This window comes from Thiothrix nivea DSM 5205 (assembly GCF_000260135.1).
Taxonomy (GTDB): Bacteria; Pseudomonadota; Gammaproteobacteria; order Thiotrichales; family Thiotrichaceae; genus Thiothrix; species Thiothrix nivea.
Genome location: NZ_JH651384.1, coordinates 1,904,161 through 1,925,619, shown reverse-complemented (window position 1 = coordinate 1,925,619; position 21,459 = coordinate 1,904,161). Strand labels below are relative to the sequence as shown.

20 protein-coding genes and 1 tRNA gene are annotated in these 21,459 nt (G+C 53.0%); 8 read left to right on the top strand and 13 right to left on the bottom strand.

All coding sequences use genetic code 11. The features are described from left to right. The first annotated feature begins 49 nt into the window (after positions 1 to 49). The 4 genes from rpoZ (at position 50) to ppx (ending at position 4,138) form a co-directional block, all read left to right on the top strand. Positions 50 to 268: a DNA-directed RNA polymerase subunit omega gene (gene rpoZ, locus THINI_RS09585; RefSeq protein ID WP_002708394.1), complete on the top strand. Its 219-nt coding sequence runs from the start codon at positions 50 to 52 to the stop codon at positions 266 to 268. 101 nt (positions 269 to 369) lie between these two features. Then, on the top strand, positions 370 to 2,229 hold the full coding sequence (locus tag THINI_RS09580) for a RelA/SpoT family protein (protein ID WP_002708393.1): 1,860 nt from the start codon (positions 370 to 372) through the stop codon (positions 2,227 to 2,229). Between the two features lie 8 nt (positions 2,230 to 2,237). Beyond that, on the top strand, positions 2,238 to 2,621 hold the full coding sequence (locus THINI_RS09575) for a RidA family protein (protein WP_002708392.1): 384 nt from the start codon (positions 2,238 to 2,240) through the stop codon (positions 2,619 to 2,621). Positions 2,622 to 2,638: 17 nt separating this feature from the next. Beyond that, on the top strand, positions 2,639 to 4,138 hold the full coding sequence (ppx, locus tag THINI_RS09570; RefSeq protein ID WP_002708391.1) for an exopolyphosphatase: 1,500 nt from the start codon (positions 2,639 to 2,641) through the stop codon (positions 4,136 to 4,138). A gap of 5 nt (positions 4,139 to 4,143) precedes the next feature. Here the strand turns inward: ppx and THINI_RS09565 are convergent, their stop codons facing one another. Further along, on the bottom strand, positions 4,144 to 5,277 hold the full coding sequence (locus tag THINI_RS09565) for a hypothetical protein (protein ID WP_002708390.1): 1,134 nt from the start codon (positions 5,275 to 5,277) through the stop codon (positions 4,144 to 4,146). Between the two features lie 117 nt (positions 5,278 to 5,394). On the opposite strand from THINI_RS09565, the gene THINI_RS09560 reads away from it, so the two are divergent. Together THINI_RS09560 and THINI_RS09555 are read left to right on the top strand one after the other, a co-directional pair. Next, positions 5,395 to 5,470: transfer RNA gene (locus THINI_RS09560), tRNA-Phe, on the top strand. A 126-nt stretch (positions 5,471 to 5,596) separates the two neighbouring features. After that, positions 5,597 to 6,259, top strand: coding sequence for a glutathione S-transferase family protein (locus THINI_RS09555; RefSeq protein ID WP_002708389.1), 663 nt, complete (start codon positions 5,597 to 5,599; stop codon positions 6,257 to 6,259). Positions 6,260 to 6,311: 52 nt separating this feature from the next. On the opposite strand, the gene THINI_RS09550 is transcribed toward THINI_RS09555, so the two are convergent. The 6 genes from THINI_RS09550 to THINI_RS09525 form a co-directional block, all read right to left on the bottom strand. After that, a complete protein-coding gene (locus THINI_RS09550) occupies positions 6,312 to 7,169 on the bottom strand; it encodes a DUF6279 family lipoprotein (RefSeq protein ID WP_002708388.1) in 858 nt (285 codons plus the stop codon). An 88-nt stretch (positions 7,170 to 7,257) separates the two neighbouring features. Next, on the bottom strand, positions 7,258 to 8,841 hold the full coding sequence (locus tag THINI_RS09545; protein WP_002708387.1) for an ATP-binding protein: 1,584 nt from the start codon (positions 8,839 to 8,841) through the stop codon (positions 7,258 to 7,260). Next, on the bottom strand, positions 8,838 to 9,533 hold the full coding sequence (locus tag THINI_RS09540; protein WP_002708386.1) for a response regulator: 696 nt from the start codon (positions 9,531 to 9,533) through the stop codon (positions 8,838 to 8,840). Before THINI_RS09540 ends, THINI_RS09545 begins: the two co-directional genes overlap by 4 nt. A 111-nt stretch (positions 9,534 to 9,644) precedes the next feature. Further along, complete coding sequence (locus THINI_RS09535) at positions 9,645 to 10,286, bottom strand: BMC domain-containing protein (RefSeq protein WP_002708385.1); 642 nt, start codon at positions 10,284 to 10,286, stop codon at positions 9,645 to 9,647. Continuing rightward, positions 10,286 to 11,305 carry a LysR family transcriptional regulator gene (locus THINI_RS09530; protein WP_002708384.1) on the bottom strand — a complete coding sequence of 340 codons (1,020 nt, stop codon included), beginning with the start codon at positions 11,303 to 11,305 and terminating at the stop codon, positions 10,286 to 10,288. Before THINI_RS09530 ends, THINI_RS09535 begins: the two co-directional genes overlap by 1 nt. Before the next feature lie 116 nt (positions 11,306 to 11,421). After that, entirely contained in the window at positions 11,422 to 12,648 is a 1,227-nt protein-coding gene (locus THINI_RS09525; protein ID WP_002708383.1) for an ATP-binding protein, read from the bottom strand. Positions 12,649 to 12,920: 272 nt separating this feature from the next. On the opposite strand from THINI_RS09525, the gene THINI_RS09520 reads away from it, so the two are divergent. Then, a complete protein-coding gene (locus THINI_RS09520; RefSeq protein WP_245536607.1) occupies positions 12,921 to 14,057 on the top strand; it encodes an alanine--tRNA ligase-related protein in 1,137 nt (378 codons plus the stop codon). A gap of 1,901 nt (positions 14,058 to 15,958) precedes the next feature. On the opposite strand, the gene THINI_RS24260 is transcribed toward THINI_RS09520, so the two are convergent. The 4 genes from THINI_RS24260 to THINI_RS26475 all read right to left on the bottom strand — a co-directional run bounded on the left by THINI_RS24260 (position 15,959) and on the right by THINI_RS26475 (position 18,482). Next, positions 15,959 to 16,258 (bottom strand): transposase, encoded by a 300-nt coding sequence (locus THINI_RS24260; RefSeq protein WP_245536691.1) that lies wholly within the window; start codon positions 16,256 to 16,258, stop codon positions 15,959 to 15,961. A 14-nt stretch (positions 16,259 to 16,272) separates the two neighbouring features. After that, complete coding sequence (gene tnpC, locus THINI_RS09510; RefSeq protein ID WP_002707503.1) at positions 16,273 to 17,769, bottom strand: IS66 family transposase; 1,497 nt, start codon at positions 17,767 to 17,769, stop codon at positions 16,273 to 16,275. 60 nt (positions 17,770 to 17,829) lie between these two features. Further along, complete coding sequence (locus THINI_RS27075; protein ID WP_342610126.1) at positions 17,830 to 18,039, bottom strand: hypothetical protein; 210 nt, start codon at positions 18,037 to 18,039, stop codon at positions 17,830 to 17,832. Positions 18,040 to 18,101: 62 nt separating this feature from the next. After that, complete coding sequence (locus THINI_RS26475) at positions 18,102 to 18,482, bottom strand: helix-turn-helix domain-containing protein (RefSeq protein ID WP_040838909.1); 381 nt, start codon at positions 18,480 to 18,482, stop codon at positions 18,102 to 18,104. Positions 18,483 to 18,530: 48 nt separating this feature from the next. On the opposite strand from THINI_RS26475, the gene THINI_RS09500 reads away from it, so the two are divergent. Then, positions 18,531 to 19,745: a GAF domain-containing protein gene (locus THINI_RS09500; RefSeq protein WP_040839339.1), complete on the top strand. Its 1,215-nt coding sequence runs from the start codon at positions 18,531 to 18,533 to the stop codon at positions 19,743 to 19,745. Positions 19,746 to 19,851: 106 nt separating this feature from the next. Here the strand turns inward: THINI_RS09500 and THINI_RS09495 are convergent, their stop codons facing one another. Both THINI_RS09495 and THINI_RS09490 read right to left on the bottom strand, forming a co-directional pair. Next, positions 19,852 to 20,787 (bottom strand): IS1595 family transposase, encoded by a 936-nt coding sequence (locus THINI_RS09495; protein ID WP_002707056.1) that lies wholly within the window; start codon positions 20,785 to 20,787, stop codon positions 19,852 to 19,854. Positions 20,788 to 20,802: 15 nt separating this feature from the next. Next, positions 20,803 to 21,231, bottom strand: coding sequence for a hypothetical protein (locus THINI_RS09490; RefSeq protein WP_002708381.1), 429 nt, complete (start codon positions 21,229 to 21,231; stop codon positions 20,803 to 20,805). Positions 21,232 to 21,459: the final 228 nt, after the last annotated feature.

The following is a 21,459-nucleotide window of genomic DNA, read 5'->3' as shown; positions in this document are numbered from 1 at the left end:
CATAATCCGGCTTAATGTAATTCAATTGATTTTCAAAAGCGGAACAACGATGGCACGTATTACGGTAGAAGATTGCTTGCAGAATGTGGAAAACCATTTTGAACTGGTATTGAAAGCGGCGAAGCGCGCCCGCGATATTTCCCACGGTGCCCAGCCGTTGCTGGATGAAGAGGGTGACAAGCCGACCGTGATTGCCCTGCGCGAAATTGCTGACGGTCTGTTAAACCAGAAGCCTGTCGTGATTACCACCCACATGCCCGAAGACTGATGCAGATGAAAATGCCCGCTAGTAAACAGCGGGCATTTTTCGTTACGCAGACAGCGTTTTGTTGTGGCTAGTCCTGATCCGCTTGGAAGGAGGTTATTAATATGTCAGAAGACAATTTTTACCACGGGCTGCCTCCGGACGATTGTGGACACGGGTCGCCGTGGTCGGGGCATGGTCAGGTAAGCGGCCATGTGAATATTGACGATCAGGGTTTTCAGGATTCTTCAGTCATGCCGCCTTCCAAACCGCCGCCCATTTTCCGTTCCAACGACCTGATGCAGCTGGTCGAGCGTTATATGCCATCAGCAGAGGATCACCGCAAGGTTTATGACGCCTTCCTGTTTGCTGCTGAGGCGCATGGTGACCAGAAACGTGCTGACCAGACCCCGTATATTACCCATCCGCTGGAAGTTGCCCGCTTCTTGGCGGAATTGCATCTGGACGCCGATACCATCTGCGCCGCTCTGCTGCATGATGTGCCAGAAGATACTGAGCGCACGGTTGCGGAGGTTGTTGAGCGTTTTGGCCTGGCGGTAGGCCGGATGGTGGATGGCGTTACCAAGCTGAAACGCGATGATAGCCTGCCGACCAAACAGGCGGTGGCGATTGCCAGTTACCAGAAGATGATGAAGGCCATGACCGGCGATTTCCGTGTGGTCGTGGTCAAGTTGGCGGATCGCTTGCACAACATGAAAACCTTGGGGAATGTGTTGCCTGACAAGCGCCGCCGGGTGGCAGAAGAAACTTCCCGGATTTATGTATCGCTGGCACGCCGCCTGGGGATGAACAAGATCCGCCGTGAGCTGCAATGGTTGTGTTTCCAGAACCTTTACCCGTGGCGCAGCCGTATCATGGAAGCCGCACTGGAAAAGTATTTGACGGAAAACGAGGAAAAGCACCAGCAAGTGTATTACAGCATCTCGGGCGCGTTGGAGGCGGCGATTCCCGGCAGTAATGTGGTGTTTTGGGAAAAGAACCTGTTTCGGGTTTATGAGCAGTGCCGCCAGCGTAAAGTGGATTTCAAACAACAATGTGATTTGCTGGAAATCAGCGTGCAGGTTGGTGAGCGGGCGCAATGTTACCAAGCGTTGGGTATCATCCACGAGATTTTCAAACCACGTATGGGCATGGTCAGGGATTTCATTGCCGCCCCCCGCGCTTATGGCTTCCAGTCCCTACAGACCGTAGTGACGGCTTCCAGCGGGCAACTGGTGCGTTTCCAGATCCAAACGCGGGAAATGTTCGATATGGCGCAATTTGGTTTGGCGTCACAGTGGAGCAGGCCGGAAACCCGCGCCTACACCCAGGCTGTTTTTGACGAGTGGTCGGAGCAGATCAAGGCGTTCGACAGCCAGGCGCAGAATCCGGATGAGTTTTACGCCGACATGCAGGCGGACATGTTCCAGACCGAAATCTACGCCTATACCCCGGAAGGCGATGTCAAGGAGCTGCCGCGTGGGGCGACGTTGCTGGATTTTGCCTACGCGGTACACACCGAAATCGGGCATCATTGCAAGGGTGGTACAGTCGATGGGCGCAAGCTAACACCCCGCAGCCGCTTGCCCAATACCATGGCGAAGATTGAAGTCCTGACTGGCAAGGGGGCGACTCCCCATGTGTCATGGCTGAATTTCGTCAAGACCAGCCGGGCGCGTTCCAATATCCGCTCCTGGTTGCGCCAGCACGATGCCTTGCCGGAACGCGGTGAGGGTGGCGATGGCGAGAAAATTTCGGTGGGCATCGTGGTGGACGTCAGGGACATCAAGGGGATGTTGCGCCAGATTACCAAACACCTCGACAGTCTGGACGTGAACATTGTCGACCTGAAAATCAGCGGGGAAGGCCGGGTCAAGCAGGATGCCTTTACCTTGCAGGTTGATGATATGGAGCATTTACAAGAAGTCATCCGTCAGCTAAAACGTATACCCAATGTGTTGAATGTAAGCAAATTGACGAAATAAGGACCCCAATGACCAAGACCATCATTTCCACGCCTGACGCCCCCCAGGCGATTGGCACGTATTCGCAGGCCGTGCGGGTAGATCACACTGTATACCTTTCCGGACAGATTCCGCTGGTTCCGGCGACCATGCAGATGGTGGAGGGGGATATTGCCGGACAGGTACGGCAGGTGTTCCGCAATCTGGCTGCTGTTGCCAAGGCGGCGGGCGGGACGCTGGATGATTGCGTGAAAGTGCATGTTTTCTTGACTGACCTGGGCAACTTCCCGATCGTTAATCAGGTGATGGCCGAGTTTTTTGCCGAGCCGTATCCGGCGCGCGCAGCCATTGGGGTTGCTGCACTGCCGCGTGGCGCAGAAGTGGAAGTCGACGCCATTATGGCGCTGGGTTAAGTTCCCAGGGGGTAAACATGACAGACGGGCAAGCACCGTACAAGCTGGCGGCGATTGACCTCGGCTCCAACAGTTTCCACATGATTGTCGCGCAGATTGACGCTTTCGGGCAGGTCAATGTGCTGGATCGCCTGCGTGAATCCGTGCGCCTGGGCGGCGGGCTGGATGCGAAAGGCAATCTCGGCAAAGCTGCACAACAGCGGGCGGTTGATTGCCTGCGCCGTTTTGGCGAGCGCATCCGTGATTTCCCTTCCGACAATGTGGCTGCGGTTGGCACCAATACCTTGCGGCAGAGCAGGAATGCGCGTGATTTCCTGCATTTGGCTGAGGCGGCGCTGGGGCATCCCATTGCTGTCATCAGTGGCCGCGAAGAGGCGCGCCTGATCTACCTCGGGGTGGCGCATTCGCTGGCCAGGGATCAGCAAGGCAAACGTTTCGTGATGGACATAGGTGGCGGCAGTACCGAGCTGATCATTGGGCAAGGTTTCGAGCCGCTGCATCTGGAAAGCCTGCGCATGGGTTGCGTCAGCAGCAGCCGCGCGTTTTTCCCTGATGGCAAGTTGGGTAAAGCTTGCTGGGACAAGGCCATCACGGCGGCGCAACTGGAACTGCGCCCCATCAAGGCGTCTTACCGGGAAATTGGTTGGGAATCGGCCACGGGTGCGTCTGGCACTATCCGCGCGGTGAAAAAGGTTATCCAGCAAACTGGCCTCGCGCCCTACGGCATCACCTTGGAACACATGTACAAGGTGCGCGACATGATGATCGATGCCGGGCATGTCGACAAGCTCAAGCTGGCCGGGTTAAGCGATGAACGCAAGCCGGTGTTTGCCGGTGGGCTGGCTGTGTTGATTGCTACCTTTGAGGCGCTGAAAATCGACCGTATGTATGTGTCGGATGGCGCTTTACGTGAAGGCTTGATCTATGACCGGTTGGAGCGTTACCAGCACGACGACATCCGTGACAAGACCGTGCGTGCTTTACAACAGCGCTTCCAGGTCAATCAGGCGTATGCGGAAGCGGTGCAGAAAACTGCACACAAATTATTTAACCGCTGCCGGGATGACTGGAAACTGCCTGGTCACCTGAGCCAGTTACTGTGCTGGGCTGCCGATTTGCACGAGGTGGGGCTGGCGATTTCCCACAGCAGCTACCACAAGCACGGCGGCTACCTGCTGGCGAATGCGGATTTGCCAGGGTTTTCCACCGAGGAACAGCGCTGGCTGAGCGTGCTGGTGCGCACCCACCGGCAGAAACTTTCCAGCAAGCTGTTTGAGTTGCTGGATGCGGAACATTATCAGAATGCGTTGTACCTGAGCGTGTTGCTGCGGCTGGCTGTGTTGTTGCACCGTTCCCACAAGGAAGCCGCCCCGCGCATCGAGCGCCTCAAGCTAGGCAAGAACCGCATGGAGGTGCAGTTTCTGGATGATGTGCGTGGGAAAAAGCCGCTGTTGCTGGCCGATCTGGAACGTGAACAGGCATTCCTGAAAGCGGTGAAATTTGAATTGGTGTTCTAGCATTGCTACGGCTTGCGGTATTTGTGGTCGATGTCCGGGTTGTAGCTGTAAGCGGCGGTTTTGCGTTCCTCATCTGCATCCGTCACCACTTGCGGGGCAAGCTCGCGCAGCTGGTTGAGCAGCCGGGCGTAATCGCGGCTTTCCGGGGAAATGCCCAGCCGTTCGAGGATGTCCAGCGTTTCGACGCCAAACAGGACGCGGTACTGCGCGTATTGGGCATAAATCAGCGCTTCGTTCCAGATGCGGATCAGGTCATTGACTTCACTCAGCAGGTCAGTGTTGACCTTGCGGTATTGCAGCATGTAAGCGAGTTTGTCGCGGATCTGGTTTTCAAGGTTGTGCAATTGCGTCACATTGGCGAGGATGCCGTTTTCCTGCTTGCGGGTGAGGATGTCCACCAATACTTGGCGGTTTTGTTCTGTGTATGGCAGGAAATCGTAAGCCTGGCCTTTTTTGGGCTTGGCCAGTTTGGTGGCTTTCAGCAAATCCACGCAGGCTCGTACCTGTTTGCTGATGGCGTCGGCTTCCTCCGCTTGGAACTTGTGGCTGTCGCCCAAGCCGTTCTGGATGCGCTTTTGCAGGCGCACGGCTTCCTCGTCGAACATTTCCCGCACGTAGCGGTCTTCGCCGGTGCGGTAATGCAACCAGAATTCGCGGCGGCTGCGGTCGATTTCCTGGTATGCCTTGCGCAGTTGCTGGTTGCGTTCCCAGCGGATGTTGATGATTGTTTGCAGGAAAGGGCGTTGGGCGGGCATTGTCTTTGCCCATGACCTGACGTTGGCGAAGAAGGTGTGCAGTTCATCCAGTTGTTTGATCATGTCTTGGCGCAGGCCGTACAGGTCGGGGTAGGCGGTGCTTTCGTAGGTGTCGAGGTCGGTTTCCTTGGCGGGTTGTTGGGACGTTGGGTCGTGCTTGTCGGTATTGGGGGGCGGCTCGGGTTGGCGGCTGGCGCTTTTCTGCCAGAGGAAATTCAGGCTGGCGACCAGGATCACACCGACGAAAGAAATCAGGATCAGCAGGCGGGTATCCGGCGGCAATTCAAAACGCAGCAGGAAACGGCTCAGCCAGCGGGCGAAGAAAACAATGCCGACAATCGTCGCCAGGGTGAAAAGAAATAAAACCAGACCGTGGGAGTCCATGTGTTCAGGGTCGCTGTTCTTACCAGTGGATAATCAAGCTGGATTGTAGCAGACACAAATCTGACACATTAGTTCTTGACAACATTCGGCCAAAACGCTGTAATAGCGCCCTCAGTTGGCCGGGTAGCTCAGTTGGTAGAGCAGGGGATTGAAAATCCCCGTGTCGGCGGTTCGATTCCGTCCCCGGCCACCACCGCATTTATGGTTACCCCCTTTAGCCCACCTGTTAAGTGGGCTTCCTTTTGCAGCCGCTCCCTCCCCCTACAATCCTCTCCTTGGTGTATAGTTGTGCCTTGCCGTAGCCAAAGGAGGTTTTCCCATGTCCCAACCCAACAAGCTGGAACTGGTCAGTTTCAAAGTCTGCCCGTTTGTGCAGCGTTCGGTCATTGCCCTGAATGAAAAGGGCGTTGCGTATACGCTTACCCATATCAACCCGCATGAGCCGCCCGACTGGTTCAGCGCCATTTCCCCGCTGGGCAAGGTGCCGGTGTTGCTGGTGGATGGTAAGCCGTTGTTTGAGTCCGCCGTTATCCTCGAATACCTGGATGAGGTATATCCGCCCTCCTTGCACCCGGCTGATCCGCTGCAAAAGGCACAGCACCGTGCCTGGGTCGAGTTCTGCTCCGAACTGGTGACGCGCCAGTTCCACATGCTGAGTGCCAAGGACGCGGCTGCGTTTGACGAAGCCTATGATTCATTACGGAACGGTTTGCAGCGGGTGGGTGGGGAGCTGGCGGCAGCAGGCCCGTTCTTCGCCGGTTCCTCCCTGCAACTGGTGGATTGTGTGTACGCGCCGTTGTTCATGCGTCTGGCGCTGGTGAAGAAACATTTCGGCGTCGACCTGCAAATGAGCGAACGGATGCAGGTGTGGAGCGATGCCTTGCTGGCGCAGGAGGCGGTCAAAACCTCGGTGGTGGAGGATTTTGAAGACGTGTTCCTGAATTTTGTGAAAATGCGCGAAGGTTATTTGCTGGAGCGTTGACAGGAGCCGGGCAGGGCAGACACGGAGGTCTGCCCCTACGGTGGGAACAAGATTACCTTGCCAGCCCGTTGAAGGTATCGGCGATGGATTGGAGTTTGCCTGCGAGGGTTGCCTTCTGCCCGGCGCTCAGGCTGGCGATGAGGTCTTCCAGCATGGCCAGTACGCGCTGACGGCTTTCCTGCGCGGTGGCAGGCGCATATTGCCGCAAGCGTCGGGCGTCGTTGTCATCCAACATGTGGCGGGCGAATTGCGCGGGGAAGTCGGGTTGGTTGCGCTTTTCCAGCAAGGCAAGCAAACCTTCCGTCCATTGCCGGTTGGTGGTGATGGCATCGGTACGCTGATCCGGCAGGTCGGCAAAATGGCGTTCCACCAGCGCTAGTTGTTCCGGGGTCAGTTCCACGCCGACGAAAGCGGCAAAGTTGTTTACGGCTTTGACCCGTTGGCGTAGCAGTTTCTGTGGGCTCAGTGCTTGCAGGGATTCTTCCTGATCTGCCCGGTCTTCCCGTAATTGGGCGGCAATCTGGGCGTATTGTGGTTCCCTCAATTGTCTTGCCAGCTCTGCCAGGTGCAGGTTGACCTCGCGGGCTTCGTTGAAATGCGGGTAACCTTCCAGCAAATCCATAAAATTCGCCAGCTGGTTACGGGGGATTGCGCCTTGCGTCTTCAATGAAGTGGCTAGTTCCTGCATGGTGTTGGCGTAACCCGGCAGTTTCTGTTGCTTGTGCCATTGCTGGATTTGCATGCCGAAGTCGTCAATCTGCGCCTGTTCTTGTGCTGTGAAGCTGCTCATTTGCTTGAGTTCCCTGGCGTAATCCTTGCCCAGGTTGTGGTAGGCATTGCGCAGGGTTTCGGGGGTATAGCTGCACGCGCTCAGCGTTAACATCGCTAACAATAGAAATACATATCGCATGGTGTTGTCCTCGTTTGTTTAATGACAGGAACCATGCTAAAGCGCTGCGATGTCGGCGTCTGTTGGTGAAATGTTGCTGGTTTGTAGCTTACCAGCGCAACACGAATTGCGCCCCACCCAGCGGTGAATGCCCCACGGTCACGTTGCCCTGGTGCATGTGCATGACTTGCCGGACTATCGCCAGACCCAGCCCATAGCCGCCGGAACGTCGGTCACGGCTGGCATCCACACGGGTGAATGGATCGAAAATGCTGTCGTGATGTTTCTCCGGAATACCGCAACCGTCATCTTCCACCCGTAATTCATGTTTGCCGTCACGATACGCAAACACCACCTGAATCTGCTGGTTGGCGTAGCGGCAGGCGTTTTGCAGCAAATTACGCAGGGCATGGGTCATCAGCCTTGCATCCATGGCCGTCACGGGGGCTGTGGGCAAACCCACGCCTTCAGCATGGATGCGGATAGCTTGGCAATCCTGCTGGTTGCGGTGGATTTGTTCTTCCAACCATTCGCCTAACACCAACGGCGTCTTGTTCAGGCTGATGCCTTGCCGATCCATGCGTGCATAGGTCAGCAGCTCGGCCAGCATTTCCTCCAGCTCATCAATGTCTGTATTCATGGCCTGCAAATGCCGCTGGCGATCGGTTTCGTCGTGGGTGCTGCCCAGCATTTCCAGACTGAAACGCAGGCGGGAAACGGGTGTGCGCAATTCATGCGACACGGCATTGGTCAGCGTCTGGTGGGAAGTCACCAGTTGCTCGATGCGTCTGGCCATGCTGTTGAAGGCTTCCAGTATGCTTTTCACGAATGAGAAGCGGGAAATGTCGATACGGGTCGCCAGATTGCCTTGCCCAAAGCCGTCAGCAGCCTGCCTGAGTTTGCGCAAATCCTGCCACAGCGGATGTAGCCATAGCCAGATGGCGGTTCCCAGCAACATGGATAGCAGGGCGACCAGAAAATAGATGGAGTTATCCAGCATCCAAGGCACTTCGATCCTGCCGATTTGCAGCACCTGATCACTGTCCAGCAGGCGTTTGAAGGCGTATTCCAGGTTGTTGTGGCGAAAGCGCATGGCTATTTCCCCGGCTTGTAACTGCGCCAGTTGTTTCTCATCCAGCAACTGGTTTTCCTGCACCGCCTGTACGGTCAGTAACTGGATAGGAATACCGAAATGTTGGGCATTTTCCGCCACGACTGCCGACCATTGCGCAGGTGGCGCAGCAGCCAGCAGTTTTTCCACCAACGCCAGCGGGCCGACCAGAAAATCCCTGTCACCTTCGCTCAGGGTGTAATCCAATTGCAAGCGCCAGGCCATGCCGGGCAAATGGGCAGGGTGGTAACTGAATTCGGCCTGATCGTGTGACCTGTTGACGAATTCGCCATTCCGTAAACGCTGCTGTTCACTGGCGGACAACTCCATTTCAGCAATGGGCAACAGGGAAACCTCATAGCGGAACATGGCTTGTATATCAGCCAGGCGTTGCTGGCGTTGAGGGGCATCCAGCCCGCGTATTTCATTTTCCAGCAGGCTGATCACGCCCCCCATTTGCTGTTCGCGTAGTGCTTCCAGCGTGCCATTGAACAGATACTTCGCAACACCATTGATGTTCATGCCGAAGCCAATCACGACCAGCAGCATCAGCAGAAACAAGGTGAGGAACAGGCGACTCATGTCAGGAACAAATACCCCTGGTTGCGCACTGTCTTGATATAGCGCGGTTGCGCCGGGTTATCCCCTAGACGCTTGCGCAGACGGGCGATGCGGATGTCGACCGAGCGGTCTAGCCCGTCGTAGTCGATGCCGGACAGGCCATTGAGGATGGCGTCACGGTTCAGGATTGTGCCCGCCTGGCTGGCCAGCAGGTAAAGCAGGTCGAATTCCTGTGTGGTCAATACCAGTGGTTCACCGGCCAGGGTCGCATCACGGCTTTGCAGGTCAATGCTCAAGTCGCCGAAACACAGGCGTTGGCCGGTTTGCGCCAGCAGCTTTTCCTGGCGGCGTAGCAGGTTTTGGATTCGTGCCAGCAGTACGCGCGGTTTCACCGGTTTGACCACGTAATCATCCGCGCCCAGCTCCAAACCCAGTACCTGGTCGATGTCTTCATCCCGCGCGGTCAGCATCAGGATTGGGTTGTCGTAAGCAGTGCGCACCTGACGGCACACCGACATGCCGTCCAGCCCCGGCAACATGACATCCAGCACCACCAGGTCGGGCTGTTCGGCGGGGATGCGGTTCGCAGCCGTGTCGCCGCGCGCTTCCACCGTGACATGGAAGCCTTCCTGTTGCAGATATTCCTGCATCAGGGCAGCCAGGCGGGCGTCATCTTCGACCAGAAGCAATACGGGGGTGTTATTGGCAGGCATTGCAGTTGCGATAAGGGTTTCTGTTGCGGGCAAATCAGGCCAGCATAAGCAGAACCACCGCAAAAGTCCGCAGTTTTTTTGTTATGGATTTGTAGCGCCGCCCACCAGAAGTCAGGTTGGTAAGCGTCCGTTGGCGCGCTGGTTGAGCACGGCAATCGCTTGCTCGGCGGCATACATCGCCTGCGCGGTTTCGGCCTCGCTGCCCATCATGATCAGCCGCCCGAACGGGCCGAAGGCTTTCATGTCCACCAGTGTCACATGCGCGGCTTTTTCGGCTTCATTCGCCGCATACACAATATAACCGGCAGGCTCGGTTTCCAGAATGAACATGCTTTTACCGGGCAGCAACATGGAACCCATGCGCAACTGGCGGTTGATCAGGGTGGCATGATCCGGCGCGATGGCGCGGATGATCTCTTTCCAGGCAATCCGGCAGGGCGCACGATCCTCGATGGAATGGTGAATTTCGGACAGGATCGCATCGCCCGCCGTCAGCACTTCGCTCTGGTTGCGGAAGTGGATTTCCATGCTGCCGAACGCGCGTTCCACCACCTGCTGGCCGAGGCGCACGTTGGTCGCCTTGAGGGCGATGTCGCTGAGGCGATGCACCGACATACCGGGCGCGACTTCCACCCACAAACAGGCATCGCCGGGGATCGGCAGAAAACCCTGCGAAGAGGTTGCCAGATAAGAAGCCAGCTGCGGTTGCAGCGAGTCGATGAAGGAATACACACGTAGTTTGACATTATCCATCAGTTCAACGCCCGGTCAGAGAGTGAGGAAAGGGTGTAGGTCGTTTTGTAAGCGGCATTATCTGCCACCTTGGCCAGTTTGCTGGCGCATACCAGCTGGGTTTCATTGATTTCCTCCCACAAACGCGCCCCGTCGTGCAGCAGAAAATCGAGGAAACGACGCGAGGTGTTGGAAAGCTTTTTGCTCTTCAGGTGCACCGCATACCATTTGCGCACCAGTGGGAAGTGTTGCACATCCAGCACGGCGACCAGCCCGGCTTCCAGCTCTAGCCGCAGGTTGTGGATCGACAGCACGGAAATACCCAGCCCTGCCATGACGGCCTGCTTGATGGCTTCGCCGCTGCCCAGTTCCATATACGCCTTGCTTTCCAGCCCGTGTTCGGCGAACAGGCGGCGACGGGCTTCGCGGGTGCCGGAACCCAGTTCACGGGAAATGAAGCGTTCCTCGGCAATGCGTTCCAGCGGGATGTTTTTCCGGCCAACCAGCGGATGATCAGGCGGTGCGACCACTACCAGCGGGTTGTCGAGAAAGTATTCCGCCTCCAGCTCCATGTTTTCCGGAATGGTGCCCATGATGACCAGATCGTCCATGTTTTCTTCCAGCCGCCCGACCACTTTGGCCTGATTGGTGATGGTCAGGTTCGGCTCCACACCGGGGTAGTCGCGCATGAAAGCACCCAGCAGGTGTGGCATGAAATACTTGGCGGTGGTAATGGCCGCCAGATTGAGCGGGCCTTTCACACCTTCTTCCATGCCGATCATGTCTTCGTTGAGGACTTTGAGACGATCCAGCACATCGCGTGAGGCTTCGAACAGTTCGCGCCCGGCTTCGGTGAGGAACAGGCGCTTGCCCATCTTTTCCACCAGCGGCATCCCCACGCTTTCTTCCAGCCGCTTGATCTGGATCGACATGGCCGGTTGCGACAAATGCATCTCCTCTGCCGCGCGGGTGAACGACAGGTGCTTGCCCAGGCTGTGGAACAGGCGGAGCTGATGGAGGGTGATGTGGCGCAGGTTCATCGGAAAACCTATAAACAGTTAATTTCGTTTTGACAATGTATCTTAATTGGAGGGGGATTACAAAAAAGATAGGTATTTTTGTTTTTTCATAAACTTAAGTAAATTAAATGTATTTACTACAAATAGCCTGCCGGTATCGCATCCACCTCCCGCGACAATGGTACATCTACCTCCTTCAAACACACCACAGCGCCATGCCCAACCTCAATCCCTAGTTTTTCCAGCACGGAGAAATGTTTGCTCGCTGACTGACCAGGGCTGGCCGTTTTCTTGAATTCCACCGGGTGCAGTTTGCCATCCTGCTCCAGCAGCAGGTCAATTTCACGCTTGTCCTTATCACGGTAAAACCAGACGCTGGGTTGCAAACCGTTATGCCAGTAGCTTTTGAGGATTTCCATCAGTATCCAGTTTTCCAGCATGGCTCCATTCATCGCACCCGCCTCCAGGGTTTCCGGCGATGACCATTGGGTCAGGTAGGCGCACAGTCCCGCATCCAGAAAATACAGCTTGGGGGTTTTGAGCAGGCGCTTGCTGACGTTGTTATGCCAGGGTTGCAACAGGAAAATGATGCCCGAGGTTTCCAGAATCGACAGCCAGGTTTTCGCCGTTTTCTGGTCAATATCCACGTCCCGCGCCAAATCCGCATAGTTGAGTAATTGGGAGGTGCGGGCGGCCACGGCGCGCAGGAATTGCAGAAAAGCGCGTTCATCGCCGACACGGGTCAAATCGCGTACATCGCGTTGCAGATAGGTCTGGATATAGGCGTTATAGAACAGGTCGCGCGGCGTTTCGGGGTCAAGCGCAATCCGTGGGTAGCTGCCGCGCCAGATCAACCGGTAAACATCCGGCAAGGTCAAAGGCTTGTCTGCCCGCTTCCGCGCGGCATCCAGCCAGTGCTGACCCGGCAGGAAGGGAAGAACTTTTTCGGCGCGTTGGCTGATTTCCGCATACGACAAGCCTGTCAAATCCAGCACCGCCACGCGCCCGGCCAGACTTTCGGTAACGCCTTGCATCAGATGGAATTTCTGCGAGCCGGTCAGCCATAACTGCCCCGGCTTTTTGTCGCGATCCACGATCAGTTTGATGGCGCGGAACAACTCAGGAGCATACTGGATTTCATCGACAATCACTGGCGGCGGGTGACGTTGGAAGAACAAAGCCGGGTCAGTTTTCGCCAAGGCAGCCTGCTCGGGGTCATCCAGGGTGACGTAGCGGTAGCCTTCCGGTGCACAGTTTTCCAGTAGCGTGGTTTTGCCGACCTGCCTTGCGCCCGTGAGCAGCAGGGCGGGAAAGGTCTTGCTGACTTGTTGGATGGTTTGTTCGAGGGTGCGATGTATGTACATGAAATCCGACCAATCTGGAATTTAAATCCATTTTAGTCGGATTTTGCAACGTAGACAAACTGTTACTTTTTCGAATGGATACCAAACGCGACTGACCACGCCCGCACAAAACCCATCCCAATCCTAATGTTTTTGTCCGAAAAGGATAACAAGGATGGTAAAGATTACACAAAATTGCTATAAAAGTGGTTTGGGCTACATGCTTAATTTGTAACGGGGTTGATCCCCGACAAGGGACTTGCTTAATGACCCCAGAGCAAAACCGCAACACAATGGATTGCGACGCCATCAGCGAGGCTTTTCTCAGTCTTCATGCGCAAGACGGTTTTTCCCGTTTACCGCCTTCCTCCCTGTTGCACGATTCGGTGCCCATGTCTTTTGTCATGAGTGCCGGTTTGATTCAGGTGGAAAATGATCTGGAAAAAATCGTCGAGCAAACCGGCGGCAAATTCGCATTTACCCAGCCCTGTTTCCGGCATTTCGACATGAAGCAGGTGGGAACAGACCCGACGCGCCTGAGCCTGTTTCATATGTCGGCTGCATTTCATATTGGCTGTAGTGAACGGGAAACGGTATTACCCCGCTTATGGCATTTTCTAACCGATGTATTGGGGCTGGAAAAGGAACGCTTGTGGGTTACTTATCTGGATGATGGCGAGTTCGGGCGGGATGAAGCGAGCTACCGATGTTGGCGTGAACTGGGCGTGGATACCTCACGACTGGTGGGGCTGGATCAGGAGCACTGCTTCTGGCGACAACGCTCCACCGGACAGATCGCCAGCGATGGCAAGAAATGTGGGCCACATACTGAAGTGTTCTATGAGCGACCTGAAGTCGTCTGCGCTGCTTGCGAAAATCGGGAGAAAGCACCCGGAACCTGCCGTTGCGGGCGCTTTGTTGAGATTTCCAATTCGCTATTTATCGAAAACTATATTGGCGATGACGGCAAATTGATTCCGGCAGAGACAGTATTTGCTGAGTGTGTGCTGGGGTTAGAACGGGTTGAAATGGTCTTGCGTGAGTTACCTAGCGTTTATCATGCGCACCGCTTCTCAACATGGCAGGAACAACTGTCAGACATTGGCGTTACTAGTGCCGGATACACCACCCAAAAAGACATCCATACCATTTTTGACCACCTTTACGCTTTCTTAAAACTCACCGCAGATGGTGCACCAGCACCGGGAAAAGGTGGGCGTAAATACATTATGCGAAAACTGGCGCGGGAAGCCATGGAGCGTACTGAAGACAATCACTGGGATACTCTGAAGTTTTTGGCTCTTGTTGCATCCGACCAACCAACTGCTTTGGAACATCTGCTAGAAGAATACCAACGTTTTATAAAAAACCGGCGTACTCAGACCCAGCAAAAATCAAACAAACAGCATCGAATGGTAAAGACAATATGAGTGAATTATCCCATCCTTTAGATAACGCCTTAGCTCTCTGGGAAACTGTCGCCACTGTAGTGGATCATTTACAAGATGCCGTTAGCAAAGTCGATCATATCAGTGGATTGATCGAAGCATTGTTAGAGGTTGACCAGCTACCAGGTATTGATAAGGATGAACTGAGCATTGTGTACCGGGACGATAGTGGTAAGTATCAGTTAGCTGTGGATGGCGGACAGCCGACTGGAGACAAGTCAGAAACCCATGCATTGCTGACCAACCCTGATGTATTGAAAGTGGCTTCCCAACGACTGGAGCGAGATGCTTACCCCATGTTTCATGTTGAAGGTGGCGCAGAAACAGCTACTTTTCCTGGAGTTGTGAGTGCTTTCGCGGTTCCTATGCATTTGTCACGAGAGAAGAGCCCTATCGGGGCATTCATTGTTCAACGCAAGACAGGTAAATCGCCCTATACCTCCACAACTGTGAAAATAGTGGATGTATTGAGCGACCGCTTTGCCAAATTCCTCACAGTTTTGCACGATCGAGAAAAATATGATCAGATTTTCAACCAGCTACGGAATAACCTGCAACGGAGTTTGGCAAACAACCAAATTCAGAGAGAGTGCGGGATTCTTTCCTGTGTTTTGGACAGCTTACAAGAGCGTTATCATAACAATGATCGCCCGCATATCCTGATTAAAAACCCTTTGGAAACCGATCGCTATTACCTCGCCAACAGCGAACATGCAGGCATTATTCCTGGCTTCCGTTCGCCTGAAAACAATGCCGCTCTCGATAATGATTATTTATTGCGCATTGTTGGTGGTCAGCAGAATCTTGCTGCTATGATTGGCGACAAGGAGAAGGGGCAACTCTATCACGGCAGTTTTGAGCTTACCCCACAGGAAAAACTACTCGGTGTGGATGGAAACTGCCAGTCTTGGTTAGGAGCCACCATCTATCACCCAACTGGTTTTGTATTTGGACATATCGTGTTGCATAACCGCACAGCAAACGCCTATAACGTGCGGGATATGCATTTTTTAGATGCTGTTGCTGATTTTACAGGTTTGTTACTGGCAACATTCCGTACCCAGAAAAAGCAGGCATTCATTACTGATATGGATGCGAGCAAAGAAACAAATCCGACTGTATTGTATCAAGATGCCGCAAATTATCTGAAAGAAGCCTACGGCATTAATGATTTGGAAATATGGACAATTAATAATTCTAATTTTGCTTGGAATCGACGTTGGCCTCATGACATCAGGCACAAGAATTTGGTAGGGGAGGAAGCGGGATGGCAGAATGAAATCGCCCAATGGGCACACGGTCATCGTGTTTTACCGAGGGATTATACAACAGACCCGTTACGGATGGAATTTGGCGGCAAATCATATCTTGTAGCCCCTATGCGTTGTGGTTATTCAGATGAAGATCGTCACGTTGTTGGCTGTTTCGTTATTCCTTCCAATAAACCTGGCTCGATCAGTACACGTATTATTGACGAAGTGTCGGATGCTGTGGGGCGACGAGTTAACAGTATCCATAACGGGAAACGCTATGACAGATTGGCAGTCTTTGCAAAGCGTGTTAGTCAGCAGCACGCCGACCAAAGTCTAACCCTTGATGGCCTGTTAAAACTTGCACGTAAATATATCCGGAAGGTCATGTATTCGGATAACCTATATATCGCTTTGCATGACCGCGAACAAAACAGCATCAGATTTCCCCTAATTTATAAAGACGGACAACCATGGCTGTATAAAGACAATGACCCGGACAAACCTATATGGGACTCAACACGCTCTATTGATCTTGAGAGGCAGGGGCGTACTGAGAACATCATTATTGAAGGGCAACCAATCTTTATCAAAACACTGAAAGACTCAGTAGAATGGTATAGTCTTTTCATTTTAGTCGGCTACACTTTGTCTGTTGAATGCGTAATCAATCGCGTCGTCCAGGGTGCTACCTTTTCCCATGGCCAGACGCGCATAATGTTTCAAGGTTGCCCAGCATTGCTCGATGGGGTTGAGATCAGGCGAATAAGCGGGTAACTGAATGATACGAATCTGGTATTTCATGGCAATCGCCTCCAGGTCACCGCCTAAATGGAAGCTCGCATTGTCCCAGACAAGCACATAAGGTTTGGGCTTTTCCTGACCTTGCTGCAACGATTTTCCCAAGGCTTCCAACCATTGTTCAACAATCATCCGGTTGTAAGCGTTCACGCCATTTGTAGCGGTTTGCGGGTACAGACCTGCCCCAAGGGGAAGCGCACGGCGACCGGCTTATGAGCCAAGCCTTGGGAGCACACATAGCGCATCAGGGTTGCCATATCCATCCCCAATTGCCGGGCAGTCCCCAACACGGTCAGCACGGTTGGCCGGAACCTGTCCCCTTGTGCCGACTGGCTGGCAAAACTGGTCTTACGCCATTGCACGTAGGGGCGGATCACCCGTTCAGCGCGGTTATTGGTGAGGGGAATGCGTGTATCCTTGAGGAAAGTCCAGCACATGGCCTCATCTTTACGGAGATGTTTGCATTGGTTGCGGGTGCGTTTGCAGTTATCCAATGCTTCGCCCAGGCTGAGGGTGGCCTGGAAGCTGCGGCGCAGGCGCAGTATCCGCCGCCGGTAGCGTGCCGCCCCTTCGGGGTGCTGTTGCCAGCGGTGATGGGTGCGGACGGTGGCGCAGGCAATCAGCAGCAGGCGTTTGCCAACCATTCCCCCTCCGCCACAACGCCCGGCCATCTTGCGGAAGTGCCGGATCAGGTGTGCCCAGCACAGTTGCCGCCGTTCGGGCGGGACATTGCCGTAACCGCTGAAGTGGTCTGTCACCAGATAACCGGTAAAACTGCCCAACAAGGCATCGGCGGCAGCCTTGCCGCGTGAGTAATGGGTCATGAAGTACGTGACGGTGTTGTCCGCCAATGCCCATAACCAGTAGGTGTTCGTGCCACGGTAATGGCGGGTTTCATCGGCATGGCAGACCGCCTGCCCACGCACATGCTCACCGACCTGACGGTACAGCGGCCCCATCCACGGGATGGATTTGCCTTGCGCTTTGCTGATCGCCCCGGTGCTGAAGCGCACCTGCCAGACTTCCCACAACAGGAGCTGGGTTTGGCGCATCGACAGGCGAAACTGTCCGGCCAGCACCACAATCCAGGCAATCACACCCGCACCCATTTGCCCGCTGGGGACCCAGTCCGGCCACTGGCTGTGGTGTTGGTTGCCGCAGGATTGGCAGACACCGTGGTAAAACTGGTGCTCCGTCACCTCGGGTGGCGGCGGAGGGGCGATGTCCGTGACCTGATGGCGGTAAGGGTTTTCCCAGTCAACCGCCACTGCCCCACCACAGGCGCAGGTGCTTTCCGGGAAATACTGTTCAGTGCGGGTCACTTGTTCGGGGGGATATAACGCCCGTTCGTGGCGTGGATGGCCGGGTTGCCCGCCATGCGGGCGGCCACTCCCCTTGCGTTTTGGACGGGCTGCCCGTTGTTCCGGGCTGTCTGAGGACGGCGGTTTGGAGCTGTTGCGGGAACTGCTGCCCAGTTTGGCCACCAGTTCTTCGAGCTGTTTTTGCAGCGTTTCGACTTGCTGTTCCAACACCACTACCCGTGCCGCTTGCTTCTCCAACCCGGCTATCCGTTCCTGTTGGCGCACGATCAGCTGATGTGCTTCATCAAGGGTGGTCGGCAGTGGGTGGGCTAGGGCTGGCAAGGGGATAATGGCTCGTTATTGGGATGGGGTGAATTTACTATAAAATCGCTGCAATGCCTATCAGAGGGCGTGAACGCTTACCATCCGGTTAATGTTGCCGGTCACTACCCACGGCATTTGCCAGCTTTGATCAGAGGCGCGGATAGCGCTGATCCAGTTGCGTTTATGTCCCCGGCCTCCAGGGCGGGGGATGTCACAAGGCTCCCCTTTTTTTGCCCAGCCCCACTCATAGCGTTCGGTACTGTAGAATCCTGCCTCGTCCGCAAACAGGATATGATCCTGACCGTATTTTTTCTCCAGATGCCCAAGTAGCCACAGGAAAACCCAGCGGTCTAGCGGTTTGGCTTGCTGGTAGAAAGAACGTTTTTTTTATGGCTCCAACCGATCCGTTGCAGCCATTTATGCAGGCCACGATAAGAAATGGCCTTGCCATAATGCGCTTCAAAGCGTGGCAGCAAATCCTCGATGCGTTCAAACGGGGTTTCGCTCTCCACCCATTGCCGAAAAGCTTCAACGTCTTTCACCTTATGGCTGTGCCCAGGGCGGGGATGTGTCCGGGGTTGGAGGCTGCCGGTTTCTTCCCTCAGGGCCAACCATTTGTCCAGGGTGCTGCGGGCTATGGAAAACGTCCCACAAACGTGGGATTTATGTTTGCTCTTGTCATAGGCAGCAACAACACGTTCACGGAGATCCTTAGAGTAGTAAGTCGGCATGATGAAGGATGGGGAAGTTGATCATCCGTCCTATTGTAGCTGACTAAAATGAAAAGACTATATGCTCAGCCTCAGCGGGGTGAGTTTGCCGGGAACCCATTAGCATCTTGGTTGGGTGTCCCTATTTTTTGCCCTAAAGCGAAAGATATGCCAGTCTCTCAAGGCGTGTTAGGAGTCATTGCGGTTTATCATCCTACTCTGGAATACGTCTATTCGATTCGCGACCTTTTTTTCTTACAAGCAGTGGCGGCACACATTAGCGGACTGTTTCGGATTCTAGAAAATACTGATCTGAAAGAATCGAATCGAAAGTTGGAAGAGGCGAAACAGCTTGAACAAAAGCTACTATTGGAAGAAAGCGCTCGCCAAGAAGAATTGGCAAAAACATTTATTTTAATACAATTAAAAAATAAAGTAGCTGACTCAATTCTTGATCTTGAGCGTGCTATTAACTTTAGCATAGACGATATTGGTAATTATCAACGTTTCAAGGAAGACACATCCCTTCTTAGAGATACTCTCTTGTTACAGAAAGATGCAATGCAAAGTGTTACTGAGATCAAGCAAGCGATTAAAGATACATCCTTATTAGATATAAGCATCAAAGAACCAATCAATATCTCTTCTTTGTTTGAAAATATTATTCAAGAGCTAGACGGATATCAATATCTTATTGGGAATATCGAACAGTCGATTGAATTTTTAGCCAATAGGGAAAACTGCTATATCGCAATATTCAACTTCCTAAGAAGTATAATTGGATTTTTACAAAAAGTTGAGGGCCAGGCCGAGTACAAAATATATAAATACAAAAAAGGAAATTCTATTTTTATTGATATAGATATTAATGAACCGGAAGCTCTTTTCAATGAATTGAAATCATCAATTATTATTGTTAAAAGAAGAATTGGTGCGGATATTTTCTTGCATGAAAAGAACACAATTAGATTCTCTATAGATTTAAATGGCCATGAAGAGCGCATCTCAATAATTGGCGGTAAAACCGTTGACAAAAGAACCTTGCAAGATACGTTATCTAAGTTAGGAGAAAAATCAAAATCAGAAGATGATATTAATAGCGAAAGTCATTCTAAAGTTATTTTTATTCTTGATAATAGGAAAATTGACAATAAATTCCATAATAATGCAAAAATAGTTTCTTTTTCTAAAGAAAATGGCGCGGACAAAGTTATTGATAAAACAAGATTAGATAATGAAGATTATTTGCGAAGCTTGTTGAAAGATATTAAATATTATGACTAAAGAGTTACTTTTTTTCTTTGCCAACTGGAATGAGGAAAGCTCAGAACGATCAATAGCTAGCTTATTTTCTGGCTATAATATTAGGCTCAATATGCGTTTCAGGGTCTTATCCCAACAGCAGCGAAAGCAAGGACTGTAAGGCAGCTTGCCCCCGTTTCCTGATGTTGTGAAGAGACTCGAAGAATGCAAGGTAACACGGTAGCTTTTCTTGTGAGATCCCCCGATGAGGTCGTAACCATGAGCGTAACAGTGACCAAAAACCTTCCATCGTATTGACGTGGACTTCATGGAAACCGTCACCATCTTCGTCACGGGCATATTCGCCTGCGCCATGGTTGACGGTTTTGTGGGCATAGCCCCATTCTTCCAATCGGCTGTAAATGTTGTACTCATCGGTGTAGACCAGCGTGCCTGCTGCCACCGTTTCCACAATCAACGGCTTGATCGTCGTCTGTTTCACATTCGCCAGCATACGGATCACGACCTCCCCGGAACGCTGGATCATGCCGAAAATGGGTGGTTTGTCCTTTTCCAGTGTCCCACGCCCCGGCGCACCTTTCAGGGCGCGGCGGCGACCTTCACGCCCAGCATCCGCGACGGCTTCGGGGTTTCCCTTGTGTCCAGCCTTGACATAAACCTCATCAAATTCAACATTCCCAAACAGGTTTACTGGCGTTTTTTTCTCGACACCACGCCGTAACTGTTCCGTCATCGCCTGAACATCATCCTTGTTCAACCCCAATTCGCGGGCGATTTGTTGGTTGGACAGGTTCAACGACATCAGGTACAGGCACAACACCCACACCTTCAGCGGCTGGTGGTGGCCTTCAAACACCGTTCCCGTCAGGTCATCAAAACGCTTTTGGCAATCCTTACACTGGTAACGCTGGCGTTCCTGCTGGGTGTCATCCTTGCCTCGACGGATAGTGTCCTGTGAACCGCAGTGCGGACAAATCACCCCATTAGGCCAACGCACGGAACGGACTTGCTCGAAACAGGCGGCATCACTGGTCAGGCTGGAAATACTGATGAGCGAGGTCATAAAGCCTCTCCTTGGCTATCGGAAATGACTAACTTTACCGCTATCCATCACGTTTGCAATGCCGGGGAAAACAAGACCCTGAAACGCATATTGAGCCTTGGGTAATTTGCCATTCACCCGTACCCGATACAGTTCGCTGGCTTGCAGGCTACCGCTGTGCAGTGCATCCAGAAAGTTGTTGTAAGCAAACCTGAATTGTTTCTCTAATGCCAGGTAGTAAGCATCCAAGAGGCAGAATAAAATTACCGGCACAATCACTAGAGCGGCAGCTTGCTCAATGCCTTTCTCAGCTACTAAAACCAAAATAGCTGAAACCAAGCCCAACGCCCATTTCTTGCACTCGGCACTGTTGGCCGCCATACGATTGATCAGCCCTTGATAAATATCTACATGCTCCATAACCGCGTTGGAATCTGCTTTCAATTTTTCATGTTGCTCAGTCATGGCATATAACCTTCTGTTTCAGGATTGGACATATTGTAGCACGGGTAAAACATACCTCGTCATTGTCCGCGAATGACTGATATTTCCGCAGAACCTACCAAACTTAATCCAGACTAGGGGACAACCCAATTTTTCATTTACTCCAGTAAATTGTCATTATTTACATTTACTTTTATATATGAAAACCATTTTTACAATTAACTTTAGTTCATAATTCACCTTGCTTAT